The 15,013-nt window shown below is 61.8% G+C and carries 12 protein-coding genes; 2 read left to right on the top strand and 10 right to left on the bottom strand.

Going from position 1 to position 15,013, the window contains the following annotated elements; all coding sequences use genetic code 11:
- Window positions 1-11: 11 nt before the first annotated feature.
- Window positions 12-2,120: a thioredoxin domain-containing protein gene (locus JNK74_14710; protein ID MBL7647434.1), complete on the bottom strand. Its 2,109-nt coding sequence runs from the start codon at window positions 2,118-2,120 to the stop codon at window positions 12-14.
- A 261-nt stretch (window positions 2,121-2,381) separates the two neighbouring features.
- Here JNK74_14710 and JNK74_14705 point away from each other — a divergent pair, with 261 nt between their 5' ends.
- Complete coding sequence (locus JNK74_14705) at window positions 2,382-5,411, top strand: DUF5107 domain-containing protein (GenBank protein MBL7647433.1); 3,030 nt, start codon at window positions 2,382-2,384, stop codon at window positions 5,409-5,411.
- A gap of 353 nt (window positions 5,412-5,764) precedes the next feature.
- A complete protein-coding gene (locus tag JNK74_14700; GenBank protein MBL7647432.1) occupies window positions 5,765-6,481 on the top strand; it encodes a DUF1080 domain-containing protein in 717 nt (238 codons plus the stop codon).
- 280 nt (window positions 6,482-6,761) lie between these two features.
- Here the strand turns inward: JNK74_14700 and JNK74_14695 are convergent, their stop codons facing one another.
- The 9 genes from JNK74_14695 to JNK74_14655 form a co-directional block, all read right to left on the bottom strand.
- The gene (locus JNK74_14695) at window positions 6,762-7,403 is read right to left on the bottom strand and encodes a hypothetical protein (protein MBL7647431.1); all 642 of its coding nucleotides are present in this window, start codon (window positions 7,401-7,403) and stop codon (window positions 6,762-6,764) included.
- 187 nt (window positions 7,404-7,590) lie between these two features.
- The gene (locus JNK74_14690) at window positions 7,591-8,061 is read right to left on the bottom strand and encodes a zf-HC2 domain-containing protein (GenBank protein MBL7647430.1); all 471 of its coding nucleotides are present in this window, start codon (window positions 8,059-8,061) and stop codon (window positions 7,591-7,593) included.
- Between the two features lie 108 nt (window positions 8,062-8,169).
- On the bottom strand, window positions 8,170-8,763 hold the full coding sequence (locus JNK74_14685; GenBank protein MBL7647429.1) for a sigma-70 family RNA polymerase sigma factor: 594 nt from the start codon (window positions 8,761-8,763) through the stop codon (window positions 8,170-8,172).
- A 135-nt stretch (window positions 8,764-8,898) separates the two neighbouring features.
- Window positions 8,899-9,090: a hypothetical protein gene (locus JNK74_14680; GenBank protein ID MBL7647428.1), complete on the bottom strand. Its 192-nt coding sequence runs from the start codon at window positions 9,088-9,090 to the stop codon at window positions 8,899-8,901.
- 15 nt (window positions 9,091-9,105) lie between these two features.
- The gene (locus JNK74_14675; protein MBL7647427.1) at window positions 9,106-9,300 is read right to left on the bottom strand and encodes a hypothetical protein; all 195 of its coding nucleotides are present in this window, start codon (window positions 9,298-9,300) and stop codon (window positions 9,106-9,108) included.
- Window positions 9,297-10,340, bottom strand: coding sequence for a hypothetical protein (locus JNK74_14670; GenBank protein ID MBL7647426.1), 1,044 nt, complete (start codon window positions 10,338-10,340; stop codon window positions 9,297-9,299). The genes JNK74_14675 and JNK74_14670 overlap by 4 nt, the downstream gene beginning before the upstream one ends.
- A gap of 62 nt (window positions 10,341-10,402) precedes the next feature.
- A complete protein-coding gene (locus JNK74_14665; protein ID MBL7647425.1) occupies window positions 10,403-11,485 on the bottom strand; it encodes a type IV pilus twitching motility protein PilT in 1,083 nt (360 codons plus the stop codon).
- A gap of 133 nt (window positions 11,486-11,618) precedes the next feature.
- On the bottom strand, window positions 11,619-14,333 hold the full coding sequence (locus JNK74_14660; GenBank protein ID MBL7647424.1) for a glycosyltransferase family 39 protein: 2,715 nt from the start codon (window positions 14,331-14,333) through the stop codon (window positions 11,619-11,621).
- Between the two features lie 89 nt (window positions 14,334-14,422).
- Window positions 14,423-15,013, bottom strand: coding sequence for a hypothetical protein (locus JNK74_14655; GenBank protein MBL7647423.1), 591 nt, complete (start codon window positions 15,011-15,013; stop codon window positions 14,423-14,425).

Genomic DNA, 15,013 nt, shown 5'->3' with positions numbered 1-15,013 from the left:
TTCACTATGTTTTAGACGAGCTCACCTTCCAGCAACTCCGCCAACTCCTCCACCGTCGTTACGGGGGCCTGGCAGGTTTGGTTTCGGCAGACATAGGCAGCGGGCTGTCCGTCTTTCATGGTCTTGCCGGTGGTCATGGGGGAATTATCCAGGACGCTTGGGGACGTCGGATCGATCAACGCTACGACTTTGTTCGGCAGGTAGTGTCGTGCGGCGGCACCTTGCAGCGCCTCCACGCTCTCGCTGTCCTTCGCGCCCACAATCGTAATTTCCACCGGGGCGTTCAATAGAAAGTCCACGGCCCAGAGCATACGCAGGTAACCCTGAGGGCCTTTTTTGACCAGCGGCAGTGTGGACTCGATGACCTTGCGGCCCCAATGCAGGAAATCCTCGTTGCCCAGCAGATTGCCGAGGCGCAGCAGGGCCATCGCCGCCACGGAATTGCCCGAGGGCTCCGCACCGTCGTAGGTCGGGCGCGTGCGCACGATGAGGTTCTGGTGTGCGGCTTCGGTGAAGTAGAAGCCCGTGCCCGCTTCGTCACCGAAGCGCGCGATCATCTGGTCGGTGATTTCTCGCGCATGTTCGATCCACTTCACGTCGAAGGTGGCCTCGTAGAGATCCACAAAGGCGTACGCGGTGAAGGCATAGTCGTCCAGGTAACCCGGCAGGCGGCTCTCGCCGTGGCGGTGGGTGCGCAGCAGGCCGCCGTCCTTCCACATGTGCGTCATGATGAAGTCGCCCGCCTCCGCCGCCGCCTGGAAATAGCGAACCTCGCCAAAAGCCGCGCCCGCCTGGGCCAGCGGCGCGATCAGCAGCGCGTTCCATGAAGTGAGGACTTTGTCGTCGAGGCCCGGCCGTACGCGTAGATCGCGGATGGCCTTAAGCTTCGCCTTCATCGGCGCGATGCGCGCCTCCAAGGCCTCGGGGTCCATGCCCTGCTCCGCCGCGATGGTTGCCGGTGCGCGGGTGATGTGGGGGATGTTCAGTCCCGCGTGATAGTGCTCGTGGGAGGTGAAGTTGCCCCGCTCCTTGATCGCGTAGTACGCGCAGAAAAGGGGGCCATCCTCGTCGCCCAGCACGTCCATGATCTCGCGATGGGACCAGATATAGAAGCGCCCTTCCTGTCCTTCGCTGTCCGCATCTTCCGTGCTGTGGAAGCCGCCCAGAGTGTCGCGCATCTCGCGAAGTTCATAGTCCAGGATTTCGCGGACGACCTGCTCGTAGTACGGGTTGCCCGTGGCCTGCCAGGCTTCCAGGTAAACCTGGGCGAGCTGGCCGTTGTCGTAGAGCATCTTCTCAAAGTGGGGCACGAGCCATTCCGCGTCCACGGAGTAGCGGTGAAAGCCTCCCCCGAGCTGGTCGTACATCCCGCCGCGCGCCATCTTGTCCAGCGTCTCCGTCGCCATCGCGAGGAGCTCCGGATCGCCGCTGGACTTGTGTGCGCGGAGCAACAGGCCGATGCCGCCGCTGGAGGGAAACTTCGGCGCGCCGCCCCAGCCGCCGTGCTCGGCGTCGTAGTTGTTCTTCAATTGCGTGCATGCGCGCTCCAATAGCCACGACGCCACGATGGTTTCGTCGCTGATGGGCTTGCGCGATTGCTCGTTCAGGAAAGAGGTGATGTTCGCCGCGCCTTCCATGATCTGCTCGCGTTTATCCTGCCAGCGCTGGGCGATGCCCGCCAGGAGCGTGAGGAAGCCGATGCGGCCGTAGCGATCCTCGGGCGGGAAATAGGTGCCGCCGTAGAACGCATGGAGATCCGGCGTGAGGAAGACGGTCATGGGCCAGCCGCCCTGGCCCGTGAGGCCCACCACGGCGGTCATGTAAATGTCATCGATATCGGGCCGCTCTTCCCGGTCTACCTTGATGCTTACGAAGTATTCCGACAGGAACTGGGCGACGGCCTCGTTCTCGAAGGACTCGTGCTCCATCACGTGGCACCAGTGACACGCCGCATAGCCGATGGAAAGGAAGATGGGCTTGTCTTCATCTCTGGCTTTCCGGAAGGCTTCTTCGCCCCAGGGATACCACTCCACGGGGTTGTGGGCGTGCTGAAGAAGGTAAGGGCTCGTCTCGTGGATGAGGTGATTGATGTAGAGGGGCTTATCGGGCGTGTCGCTCATGGGGCGCTCCGGGGGGTGGTGGGGTGTGGGTTACTGATGGGAACACCATAGCATATTGGGGGCGGAAGGTGCTTTTTTGCAGGTGCGTATGGGTCGTATGGGTCGTATGGGTCGTATAGGGGCCATGCGACGTTTAGACGACATTCTCATAGGCCCCATAAGACCCATAAGACCCCATAGATCTGTATTTCGACCGCCCCGCCCTCTACAATACTCTCCACGTAGTCGGGATCACCCAAGACAAAACCCAAGGAAGTGACCATGGCCCGTTCAATGTTCTTCGCGCTGCTACTTGTCGCAACCACCCTGGCCCACGGCGTCCACGCCGAAGCCGTAAAAGCCTGGGAGGGCACCATCGAACTGGCGACCTATCCCTGGCTGGACGATCCAAATCCCGTCTTCGAGACCTACGAGGGCAGCATCTTCTATCCTTACACGCGGCAGGACTACCTCCTCAAGACAAAAGAGCCCCGCCAGTATCGCGCGATCTTTCTCGAAAATGAGTACTTGAAAGTTACCTGCCTCCCCGAACTCGGTGGACGCATCCACTCCGTATGGGACAAAACCACAAACCATGAAGTCTTTCACAATCCCGGGGTGATTAAGCCCGCGCTCATCGCCATGCGCGGCGCCTGGGTCGCAGGCGGCATCGAATGGAACGTGGGCCCCCAGGGCCATACCGTCATTGACGTGTCGCCGGTGGATGTTACCACCGTCGCAAACGACGACGGCTCCGCCACCCTGGTGGTTGGGAATACGGAGAAGATGTTCCGCACGCGCTGGACGGTTCGCCTTACGCTTCACCCCGGCAAGGCCTATCTCGACGAGTCGATTCGGATGTTCAATCCCACGGACGGCACCCACACCTACTACTTCTGGAACAACACGGCCTTCCCCAATCTCAAAGGCACGCGCTTCATTTTTCCCATGAGCCTCGGAAGTAACCACAACGGCGATGAGTTCTTCTCCTGGCCCGTGCATGAGGGCCGGGACATGACCTGGCTCAAGAATTATCCGACCATGAGCTCGGTCTTCGGCTATCAGTGCGATCAGGATTTCTTCGGGGCCTACGATGTGGATCTGGATCGAGGCATCGTGTCCCACGCGGATCACCATTCCGTGCAGGGCAAGAAGGCGTGGACCTGGGGCACGGACGACTTCGGGGTGATGAGTCAGATGGCCCTGAGCGACGGCGGGCCCGTGGACTCGCCCTACATCGAAGTGCAGTCTGGACCGCTGCTGACTCAGGCGGACTACGGTTTTCTCAAGCCCCTCCAGGAAGTGGCCTGGCGAGAATATTGGTATTCCGTGCACGGATTGGGCGACGGCTTCGAGTTCGCCAATCGCGATCTCGCGGTGAACGCGACACGAAAGAATGGCGCGCTGGAACTTCGCATGATGGCCACCGGCGCGTTTTCCGGTTCACGCTGTGTCTTGTCGCAAGGCGGGCGGGTGCTGCTGGAGGCTGGCCTCGATCTGTCACCCGCCAAGGCGGCGACTGTGACCCTGCCGCACGCTCCGGAAGACGCAGTTGAAGTGGCGATTTTCGACGCGCAGGGCAATGCGCTCCTCAAGTACGCCACCCCCCTCGCCATCAAGCCCGTGAGCCCGCCCGATCTCGCGGGTGAGGCGGCGTGGAAGAAGACCCTGCCCCTCCCGACGCAGGCCTTCATGGACGCGGAGCTGCTGAACCGCGAGAACCGGCCCGAGGCCGCGAAAGCGAAGTACGAAGAAGTAATCGCGGCTTCGCCGGGCCATGTGCCTGCATTGACGGCCCTGGCCACGCTGCTGCTGGAGCGCGGCGACTATGCGGGCGCCATGGCGCGCTGTAAAGCAGCCATCCGCGTCGAAGAAGAAAACTCCGACGCGTGGTATGTACTTGGTGCGGCGCAACTTGCTACGGGTGATTTTCAGGGTGCTATTGACTGCGGGCACGCCGTCGCGCGTGGTCTGGACAATCGCGCGGCGGGCTACAGCCTCGTGGGACGGGGTCACATGCGGCTTGGGCAGATCGACAAGGCCATAGAGTTTTTCGGGAAGGCCCTAGCCCTTGCGCCGGACAATGCCCAGATTCGCGATTGGCTGCTGGCGGCGCGCCTGAAGAACGGAGAGGACATCAGCGGAGAGGTGAAGGCGCTGATCGCATCGGAGGACCCTACCGATCTCGTGCTGTATGCGCTGCTGGCGCTCGCGGGGAGGTCGGCGGAGGATTCCATCTTTGAATACCTCCGTGACAGCGTTGGCGAGAAAGAGTTTACCATCATCGAATGCGCCACCTTCTTCATAAACCTTGGTATGTATGCGGAGGCCGGCGCGGTGCTTGATTCCGCGCGGAACGATGCGCGGTACGACGGCTATGGCCCCCTGCCGCGCTACTATCTTGCCTGGTGTGTCGCCCAGACCGGCAATGTCGATGCGGCGAAAGCGACGGTAGAAGAAGCCATCGCCATGCCTCACACCTTCGCCTTTCCTTCGCGCCCCGAGACCCGGGCTATCCTCGACTACGCGGTCGACATCGCGCCAAACGATCCCAACGTACTGACGCTCCTGGGTAATTTGGAAGCCAGTCTCTACAATCCCGCGAAGGCTGTGGAATATTGGGAAAGGGCGGCGGCGCAACCGGGCGTGAGCAGCGTGCCGTTGCGTCTCCTCGCGCTGGATGCGTGGAAGGTAAAGAAAGACCTGGGCCGCGCGGAAAGTCACTTCCGCAAGGCCATCGCAGTGAACTCCGATGACCAGTTGAATTACCGCGACCTCGCGCTGATTCTCGCCGAGCTAAAGCGGACGGAGGAGGCCATCGCCCTGCTGGAGGGCATGCCCGAGGCGCTTCCCGCGCGCTTCGACATCGTCCTCTGGCTCGCGGAGGCCTATGTGGGCGAAAAGCGCTACGACGATTGCCTCGCCCTGCTGAAGGGCGCCAAGTTCACCAACTTCGAAGGCTCCACGCGGCCCCACGACGTTTTCGAAGCGGCGCTGAAGGGCCGGGGCAAGGGTTACTTCGCGGCGGGCGACTATGAGAAAGCCCTGGCGGATTTTTCGGAGGCCTTGACCTATCCCGAATTTCTGGAGGTCGGCGCGCGCTATGTACTGACCGACGCCGAGCTGCGCTACTGGCAGGGACAGAGCTATGCGAAGCTGGGCCGGCTGGACGAAGCGAAGGAAGCCTGGAAAGTTGGCGCGGCGCAGTTGTCGAAAGATATGCCGCCGATGACGTACATCAATGTGGATGACGTGCAGGATCTGCATGTGAAGAAGTGCGCTACGGCGCTGGAGGTGATGGGGGGCGCGTAGGGACGTACCGTACCGCCGCAGGTACATTGTCGGAAGCGGAGGGGCACTGCGCTGGCCTATGTGTCGGCAATCGTGCTACACGAGCCAAAGGGCGGCGGCCCACCACGGCGCATCTCCGACATGTCCCTGGGGATGTAGCGGTGCGACGTTGAGCGTTCGGGTGAGTTCCGTTGCTCCACTGGGACAGGCCCGCGCACCTGGCGCGTTGTGTTCCGACGTGGATAGTGCGCAGGCGCAGGGTTTCTTCGGCTCATCGGAAATGTTGTGCGCGGGTCCGTCCCCCGGTTCCGACCTTCCATGTTAGACTCTCGAAAAACAGAAGTGGAATTTTTTATGAAAGGATACGTTTCGAAATGTTTGCCCGACTGGTTCTGCCCGCCCTTATACTTTCCGCTTCGGCATCCTTCGCCGAACCCATCGATCTTTTCGCTCCGGGCGATCTCTCTCAATGTCGTGCGCCGCTGGGGGATTGGACGATGGCGGGCGAGGTTTCGGTGGATCCGGCCGACGAGAAGCGTCTGGTGTGGAGCTCGGGTAATACCGTGACGGTGAATGGTGTCAAGGGCAAGACGGAGGATCTCCACACGGCGGCGGAGTTTGGCGATGTGGAGGTTCATGTGGAGTTCATGGTCCCGAAGGGGTCGAACTCCGGGGTGTATCTGATGGGGCGCTACGAGATTCAGGTGATGGACAGTTGGGGTGAGGAGCACTTGAAGTACAGCGACTGTGGCGGGATTTATCAGCGCCATGATGAGGTGAACGACAAGGGCTTCGAGGGACACGCACCGAAGGTCAATGCGTCGAAGAAGCCGGGAGAGTGGCAGAGCTTCGACATCACCTTTCGCGCGCCACGCTTCGATGCGGACGGCAAGAAGACCTCCGATGCCGTCTTCGAGAAGGTGCTGCTCAATGGCGTGCAAATTCACGAGAACGTGTCGGTGAGCGGTCCCACGCGCTCGGGGACCTACAAGGATGAGAAGCCGCTCGGGCCCCTGATGTTCCAGGGGGATCATGGGCCGGTGGCGTATCGGAATGTGACCATAGTCACACACCAAGCCGACAAGCAATAAAGGCGGCGGTACACGTTAGAGTTGCAGTGTCGGAGAAAGGGTATTCGAACGTGCCACGCGATCCGGCAACGCCGGTTCGTGTGCCTGTTGTGAGATTGCTTTGAGTCAAGAAATGCACTTGTACGAGCGAAGTGGGGAGGAACAGGGACAAATCGCTCGGGCAAGAGAGTAAAACGCCACAAGATGCCTCCCGTTTAGCGCACACGAACCGGCGTCGCCGGATCGCGTGGCACGACTGGTAAACACATCTCGGTCGAAGCGAGCCGGTGAGCGCCTGATCTCAGTGGGCATCCCCGCCGCTGAGCTTCTGCTCAAGCCAGTCGCCGTAGTAGGCCATCTCTTTCACGGCATCGCGCACCATGCCGGGCGTAACGTGCTTCGGGTCGAAGTGGGCCACGATGGTGAGGTGATCGACGCCGTCGCGATCTTCCACATTGAAGGCGCAATAGATGCACTGGTTGTTGTTGCGCACGGCCCACGCGATACTTTCGGGGTCGGCGGGTCCGCATTCGGTGTAGACCCGGATGAGCTCCCGACCGTCCGCCCGTGTGATTCGCGAAATGGTTACATCCTGGGTCCGGCCCTCTTTCATGGCGGAGCGCACCACAAAACCCGTGCCCTCCCGGCGCACAGCGCGCTTGGGTTTCTTAACGCAGGCGAGGGCCAGCGCCTTCATCGTTGGGGGCGTGGCGGGCGCGGTGTCGGCAGCGGACTCTGTGGGTTCTGGCGATTCGCCCACGCTCGCGAGGGCTTTTTCGACAGCGCTGCGGACATCGGTATCGCGCTCGTTGAGGTTGGCCTTCAGGGCGGCCAGGGAGCGTTTGGCCAGTTCGCCCAGAAGCTCGGCGGCGTCGCGCCGGATGACCCAACCCGCACGGGTATCCGCCAGGGCTGCGATGTTCTTGTTGAGATCTTCAATCATGGGGTGGTCCTTGGTTGAGGGCCATTCTACCAAGGAGGACCCTTGCGGGCAAGGGGAATGGTGAGTGGTGAATTGAGAAAGGCGAGCGAATCGGGCTTGCGAGGAAGGGGCGATTCATTGGACGGATCGGACCGATCCGACTGATCAGATCGGTCCGATCGGTCTGATTCCGCCTTCAACGGGCGGGCTACACCTGCTCCTGCTTTTCCTCCGGGGCCGGGTCGCCGGGGAAGCGGCCCTCGTCCAGTGCGGCGATCAGGGTGGCTTCCTGACGTTCGAAGGGGGACTGGACGGCGTTGTAGACCTGGCGGGTGTGGCGGAAGGCATAGGAAACCCCTGCGAGGATCGCGAGGAGGACCATGGCCGTGGCGAAGCGGGGCACCGCACCGGGAATCTGGAGTTTTGGCAATTGATAGCGAAGCACCTCCTCCAGGGGTTCGATGGCGGCCATGCGGGCGCGCAGGGCATCGAAGTACAGGGGGGCGCCCTTGTAGGCCAGGGCCTCGCCGCCCAGCGCCAGGAACTCCCGGGTCGATTCCCATTCGGCCGCGCACTCGGGGCAGCACGCCAGATGGCCGCGCACTTCGCTCTCGACAGCGGAGCGCAGATCGCCATCGGCGAGTCCGGGCAATGCGCGGCGTATATTTCGGCAATCCATGAGCGTACGCTCCTCTTCTGGCGAAATCTTCCGGTGTCAGGGTCCTGACCACGTGTGACCAACGGCGACACCGGGCAATTTCGCGTAACTTTGAACTCGGTATGTAAGCTATAAAATCCGGGCGTGCCGGGGTTCCATGATCGTTTCCAGGAGGTGCCGCAATTTTCTTACGGCCAGTATCTTGCGCGAGCGTACGGTATTGACGGGGCAATCCAGTACGGCGGCGATGTCTTCCAGCGAGAGTCCGTCGATCGAGCGCAGCACGAAGACCATGCGCTGCTCTTCGGGCAATTCATCCAGCGCGGCGTAGAGGTGGCCGTGCAGTTCCGAGCGGGCGGCCTGGCGCGCCGGGCCTGCGGAATCGTCCATCGGGAGGTCCAGCAACCGTTCCTCGTCCTGTCGCACGCCGAGGCGCCATGTCTTCTGTTCTCGGCGGCACGATTCCAGCCATATCATGCGGGCAATGCCAAAGAGATAGGCCGGGAACGAGCCCGAGGCGCGGTAGCGCTTGCGAATCTTCCAGACCCGCAGGAAAGTCTCCTGGGCGAGATCCCGCGCGGTGCAGGGGTTGCGCGAAAGGCCGTGGAAGAAATTCAGCAGCGGACGTTGATAGCGGTTGAACAGGGTCTCAAAGGCGCACTCGTCCCCGCCTCGCACCCGCATCATGAGTGCGATCTCGTCGTTTTGCGCTGGAACGTCCATAGTCTCGGCACCTTCTACAGATACTATGGCGCGGATCGGGGAAAATGATCAATGGAAATTTCTTGGGGAGCGACGTGAGCGGTGCAATGACGAGCGGGCCCTGTAGTATTGGGGGAGGAACTTCGCCCGCTCTCCCTATTCCGCAGTCCAGAATCGCGATTTTGAGCCGCCGGGGCCGACTTTGATGGTGATGGAGCGGGTGCAGCGGGGACAGTGGCCGAAGTAGGCGGTGCCGAGCCGGTTCAGGTAGATGCGCAGGTAGACGTTGCAGCACTTGAAGTGCACGGCAATCGAGGGCCTGGGGCCTGGCTCGGGGGGGACGGGCATTATAAGGTTTCCGGCCTATTCCTTGGCATTGGCGGCTTCTTCCGCCTTCTTCAGGGCTTTCGCCTCGGCTTCGAGGCGTTTCTTTTCCCGGCGCGCGGCGAGGCGCCCCCCCAGCAGGGTTAACACGTCGATGCCCACCCAGGTGCTGCCCGCCGCGAAGGCGCCCGCACACAGGGAAATCAACAGGATCATCATCGTCTGGCTGGTCATGGCGCGCCATACTCCTGGGACTCGCTGAGCGGAATCAGCGGCGGGACACGGGGTTTGTCGCCCCGCAGGGCGGGGGCGGCCGCGCCATTCTTGCCCGCCTTCATCTCCTGCAATTCCTCCTGCACCGCCATCATCTCCTTGAGCAGCTCCTGGTTGACGCTCTGGATTTCCTGAAGCGTGTCGGTGAGCACCTCATTGGCGCTGCGCAGCCGCCGCACTTCGGCTTCCAGTTCATTCACAAGGGGCAGCACGGTTTCCTGGGGCAGGGCCGGCTGCTCGAAGGTCCCGTCGGGTTCGGCGAGCTCCCCATCCTCCCCGGCCATGAGTTCTTCGTCGTCGGCCGATTCCAAATCGTCTGTGGCGCTTTCCGCCGCGGCCTCACCATTCGGGTCCGTCGCAACCTGGAGTGGCTCGGCGGACTTCGCCGGTGTCTCGGCCTTTTCTTGGGGTTTTGCGTCCTCCCCCAACACGACGGAGAGATCGTCGAACCAGGCGGTTCCGGAGCCCTTGAGCACGCAGCGCAGCGTGACGAAATCCACGCCCTCCGGCACGGCAACGTCCATGGAGACTTCCTGCCAGTCCTGGGTGCCATAGACCGGCATGTCGGTGCTCGTGGTGGCCGCGCCGATGACGCCCCAGGGCCTCTTGCGCCAGAGTTGCACCAGAATTGCGGCTTCCGTGGCCTCCTCCACGCGGATGAAGCCGGAGACCCGAAGTGTTTTGTCGCCAAACTCACCGAAGAGGTTCTGGCTCCAGTTGTTCAGCGGGTCCTTGTCGTAGGGCGCGGGAATATGGAGTTGCACGGCGTAGGCGCCGCCATGGGCCGTGTCCGAGAGTGCCGCCGTCGCGCCCGGCATGGGCTGGACAAATTGGTCCCAGCTTGAGGGTTTGTCCCCCGCGAGATCCTCGAAGCCGGGATTGGCCAGAAGATTTTCGGCGGGCGCGTTCGCGGAAAAGAGGAGGCAAAGACCGAGTACGGAGCGCCACGGTTGCAGGGACGGCAGGCTGCTTCTTTCCTGAAGCCTCTGGTTTGAGGCCATGCCGGCTCTTTCGAGAAGGCAGGCCATCCATTTCACCGACACCATAGCGATTCCTCGCATGCTTACTTCACCGACATGCCCTGCATACGCAGTTTGAGGTCCTTCTGGCTGGTGGCATTGAGCAGGGCGACTTCCGCGGTAATCTTCTGTTCCTTCCACAGGTCGTATAGCGCCTGGTCGAAGGTCTGCATGCCGTACTGGTCGTTGCCTTCTTCGATCAACTGTACGATATCCTTGAAGGATTTGCCCTTTTCGATGAAGTCACGCACCGTGCGCGTGCCCAGGAGCACTTCGGCGGCCACGCAGCGTCCGTGGCCCGTGGCCAGGGGGAGAATGCGCTGGGAAACCACGCCGCGCAGCACGGAGGCGAGCTGCTTCCGGATCTGCAACTGTTGGTGGGGCTCGAAAAAGTCAATGACGCGGTTCAGCGTTTCCACGGCGTCCACGGTGTGGAGGGTGGAGAACACCAGGTGGCCCGTTTCGGCGGAGGCGAGTGCGGTGCGCACCGTTTCCGCATCGCGCATTTCGCCGATGAGAATCACGTCGGGATCCTGGCGCAGCGCGCCGCGCAGCGCGTTGGCGAAAGAGAGAGTGTCGTGTCCGATTTCGCGCTGGGTGACGATGGCGCGCTTGTCCTTGTGGAGGAATTCCACCGGGTCTTCCACGGTGATGATGTGGTCGGGCCGTTCGGTGTTGATGTCGTTAATGAGGGCCGCGAGCGTGGTGGATTTGCCGCTACCGGTCGGGCCGGTGACGAGTACAAGGCCATTCTTCAGCACGCAGAGCTTTTTCAGCACGGTCGGGAGTTTCAACTCTTCCATGGTCTTGATGATGAGGGGGATCAGTCGCATGACGATGCGCGTGTCGCCGTCGTCCTTGCAGACGTTGATGCGGAATCGGGCTTTTCCTTCATAGAAATAGGAATTGTCCAGTTCCATGACCTTCTGGAACTTCACGATGTCGGCGGGCGACGCAATTTGCGTCAGCATCTCCTGGAGGTCCTCTTCGGTGAGCACGGGCTGGTCCTCCAGGCGCACCAGTTCGCCGTCGATGCGCAGGATGGGCGGATTTCCCTCTTTCAAGTGGATATCCGACGCATTCTTATCCAGGGCGTCCTGCATCAACTGTTCCACTGTCATGGCCATAGCTATGCTCCTCCTCGCTTCCGCGAACGCATGATTCCGCAATCTCTCGCCGCCCGAACGAAGCCGGTGCCGCACCACAAATACTATCATACCCGATAACTTGCGGGGACTGCATTCGCGGACGGCTTTCGTGCTACATCGCCCCGAGATCCATGACCTTCAAGAGACCGGTCCGGCCAAAGAGTACGTCGCCCTGGAAGAGTCCGAATTTGAATTGCCATTGGAGGGGCTCGGCCACGATCTGGTTTGTCAGAATGACAAAGTCGCCCGGCACCCATTCGGTCGCGGGTGGCTGGGGATCGAAGTTCCAGTCCATATAGCCCTGGGCCTGTTTGTCGGCGGGCAGTTTCGAAAGGTTTTCCGGTGACACAAAACCGTGGAAAAGCATGCGCCAGTTTCGATCCAGGGCCTTGTCCACCTGGAACACCATGCGGACGCGATAGGTTGTCGTATCGACGCGGGTCGTATCGGCCGCCATGAAGGTCACGGCTTCATTCAACTGGAATGGAGTCGCCACCGCCTGCAGCTTGTTCGTGAAGGTGCGCTGCGCCAGGTCCCGGAGTTCCGGTGAAAGGCGTTGAAAGTCCGCGGAGTATTTCAGCGCGTGAATATCGTAGAGATCCATGGCGGCGATGGATTCCGCCGTGACGGGCACCAGATCGCCTTGAAGCTTGCGCGCGAGCACGCCATAGCGCGCGGCGGGTACCCAGCCAAATTCGGGCACGTCAAAACTTTCTATCAAGGAATAGCCCCGCGACTCGAAGAAGGCCTGATAACCCGTCGCAATTTCCTGCTTTGCCGCGGGGGCCTCAAAGATGATGTAGTCCGTTTCGCCAAGCCGCGGCAGGAGCTGTTCCGGCTCCGTGCCCATGTGGATCATGGTCAGGCGCCGCTCGGGGACATCCGCCGGGGCGAGGGAAGGCAGGCGATAGGGGTTGTCCCCCGGCCAGTAGTGGCGCTCGTAAAACTCCAGGCCGCGCGCGTTCAGTTTTTGATAGTTGGCGAACTGCCCCGTACGCACGGGGAGTTCCTTCTCGTGCTTCAGCATGGCCAGGATCAGGCGCTCCTGATAGTTTTCCTTCTCCGGCGCGCCCAGGCGCGCGTAGGAAAAGCCCAGGGCGAGGTTGTCTTTGAATACGACCAGGCCTGGATCGGCGAAGTAGTGGGCCTTGTCCTGGGGAAAGGTAACGGGGATGTCCAGGCGCGCTTTGGGCCCCATGGGTTGGATGGTAAGCAGGGCATATTGAAACAGCAGCACGACACTCAGGAGCGCCGCGGCCGTCATGCGTATCCAGCGTCCGGGCAGGGCCAGAATGGCGAGGGCGGCGAAGAGGGCGAGGGCCGGGGCCACCGGCAGGCCATAGCGCGGGGTGGCGGAACGAATAATGACGGAGAAGAAGCCCCAACTGCCCAGAATCCAGAAATAGAAGCACGCCAGCGGAAAGGCGCGAAACTGCGCCCGGAGCGGCGCGATGAGCATCCCAAGCAGCGCCAGTCCCGCGAGTACGGCGAAGAGCCCGTCGTTGACCAGGTAGACGGGATAGCGGATCCAGGCCACCGGCGGGTTTGCGGCCTTTTCAGATACGGTCCGGACGATACGGGCATAGGTGCTTTGATCGGCCATCAGCGTGGGGGGCGCATCCGGCGCCGCATTCGCGGCGTTGACCGGGGGGGGCGGTGCGAAGTTGGTCAGGGGGCCGCGCGTGCCCGAGATTTCCTTGTTGGACCAATAGTCGTAGAAGGGTTCGAGATTGGCGCAGTACCATGGGGCGAAAATGCCCACGGTCACCACGAGGGCCATGGCGACATTCACGGCGAGGGTTCCCCATCCGGGCTCCCAGGGCTCGCGGCGGAGCGTGGCCGCGATGCCTGCCAGGCCGGTCAGGATAGCGGGGACGAGGAAATACGCAAAGGTCACGGTGCGCGTGAGGATCCCAAGCCCGCTGAGCACGGCGAAAAGCAGCACCCAGCCCGGGTGCCGGAGACCCTGGCTCTTCACCAGCGCGAAGATCGACCAGACCGCGATGACGGCGGAGCCGAAGTCCGTCATGAAAAAGCGGGACGAGGCGAATACAATGGGTGTCATGCTCACGACAAAGACCGCGAAGAGGCTCTGCCACGGAAGGAGAAACGTTCGCGCGAGGGCATAGCAGCCGAACAGGAGCAGCACGAACATGACGGTGCTCGTGGCGGCGATGGTATCCGGGCTGTAGCCAAAGATTTCGATCATCAGCGCGCCCAGCAATTGGAAAAGGGGCGGGTGCGCGGGGATTCCGGGGCGTATCTGGGATACGGCGATGAGACGGCGGACGGGATCGGGATAGTCCCGCACGAAGAGCACCTCGTGGTATTGCCGTGCGAAGAGCATGTGCCCTTCTTCATCGGTGCGGATGGGGTGGTTGTCCTGGTGGAGCCACCAGAGATTCGCTATTACGTGGAAGGCGGCCAGGCAGAGCATGAGCAGGAAGGGCGCCAGCCAGCTCGTGCCTTCGTCGCCATGGTGCCGCTCCTCATCGCTTTCCGCGTTCAGCGCCTCCAGCGAAGTCTCCCGGGAACGGTGCGGGAGCACCAGGGGCTCCAGTTCAATCGGGGGGGCCACTTGTGGTCGTACCGCGGGCCGCTCGGGGGATTCCACGGGGGGGCGCGGTGGCAGCATTGGCTCCAGTCCGATGTCCACCGTTCTAGGGGATTCGGCCTCCTTCTCCTCCGCCGTATCGTGGAGAATGCGGGTTTCGGCCAGGGATTCCAATGTAGTTTCTCCCCCGTGGAGCCGCGCCGCCTCCGGCTCGTCGGAGGATTCTCCGATAGGGCGGGGCGGTAGCATCGGGTCAAGCGAGGGATCGGTCACGGGATGAGTCTCCAGAGTCAGAGGTGAGAATTGCGAACAAGGGCACCTTTGTCATAGCGGGGCGGCAACGCGTTCACCCTGGACGTCGCTCAGCCACCCACGGTCGACGACATGGGCGCCAGGTGGAACTGCCAGGGCTGAATACCCATATTCTGAAGCGTCACACACAAGCCCTGGACGAGGCCGGCCACCAGCAGACCACTCAGGAACAGGAGGTAGGCCCAGCGCAGGTAGCGGTACTTCCGATAGGCCAGGAAGCACCCCAGCGTGTAGATTTCCCGCACCATCAGCTCCACGGCCTCCGAAGGGTCGTTCACCGCCTGTTCCATCACATCGTTGTATTCGTCCAGCGTCATGTGGATGAACGTACCAAAAAAGAGGGGGTTGTAATTGGGGTCCTTCGTATCCGGGCGGGGGCGGTTTTTCGCCGGCAGTTGCACCCGGGGCATGGCGGAGTAGATCGCCGCGACAATGGAGGCAAAGCAAAACACAATCAAGGTCAGCGCGGCCCACTGAAACGCCGGATCGGCGAGATAACCCACGGTGAAAGTCAACACCACCGACGCCACGGTTAACATCATGTTCGCTTTTACATCCGCCATGCCGCTCAACTGGACGTGATGAATGCGGGTCTGGCGTAGAAAGTGATCCAGAAAGGAACCGGGATTTTCGACTTTCAT

The organism is Candidatus Hydrogenedentota bacterium (assembly GCA_016791475.1).
Taxonomy (GTDB): Bacteria; Hydrogenedentota; Hydrogenedentia; order Hydrogenedentales; family JAEUWI01; genus JAEUWI01.
The sequence above is the reverse complement of the archived record's forward strand: the minus strand, read 5'-3'. Positions and strand labels throughout refer to the sequence as shown.

Bases quoted from the DNA above. Each gene is read 5' to 3' on its own strand.
- JNK74_14710 (MBL7647434.1), bottom strand. From the start codon at position 2,120: ATGAGCGACACGCCCGATAAGCCCCTCTACATCAATCACCTCATCCAC.
- JNK74_14705 (MBL7647433.1), top strand. From the start codon at position 2,382: ATGGCCCGTTCAATGTTCTTCGCGCTGCTACTTGTCGCAACCACCCTG.
- JNK74_14700 (MBL7647432.1), top strand. From the start codon at position 5,765: ATGTTTGCCCGACTGGTTCTGCCCGCCCTTATACTTTCCGCTTCGGCA.
- JNK74_14695 (MBL7647431.1), bottom strand. From the start codon at position 7,403: ATGATTGAAGATCTCAACAAGAACATCGCAGCCCTGGCGGATACCCGT.
- JNK74_14690 (MBL7647430.1), bottom strand. From the start codon at position 8,061: ATGGATTGCCGAAATATACGCCGCGCATTGCCCGGACTCGCCGATGGC.
- JNK74_14685 (MBL7647429.1), bottom strand. From the start codon at position 8,763: ATGGACGTTCCAGCGCAAAACGACGAGATCGCACTCATGATGCGGGTG.
- JNK74_14680 (MBL7647428.1), bottom strand. From the start codon at position 9,090: ATGCCCGTCCCCCCCGAGCCAGGCCCCAGGCCCTCGATTGCCGTGCAC.
- JNK74_14675 (MBL7647427.1), bottom strand. From the start codon at position 9,300: ATGACCAGCCAGACGATGATGATCCTGTTGATTTCCCTGTGTGCGGGC.
- JNK74_14670 (MBL7647426.1), bottom strand. From the start codon at position 10,340: ATGGCCTCAAACCAGAGGCTTCAGGAAAGAAGCAGCCTGCCGTCCCTG.
- JNK74_14665 (MBL7647425.1), bottom strand. From the start codon at position 11,485: ATGGCCATGACAGTGGAACAGTTGATGCAGGACGCCCTGGATAAGAAT.
- JNK74_14655 (MBL7647423.1), bottom strand. From the start codon at position 15,013: ATGAAAGTCGAAAATCCCGGTTCCTTTCTGGATCACTTTCTACGCCAG.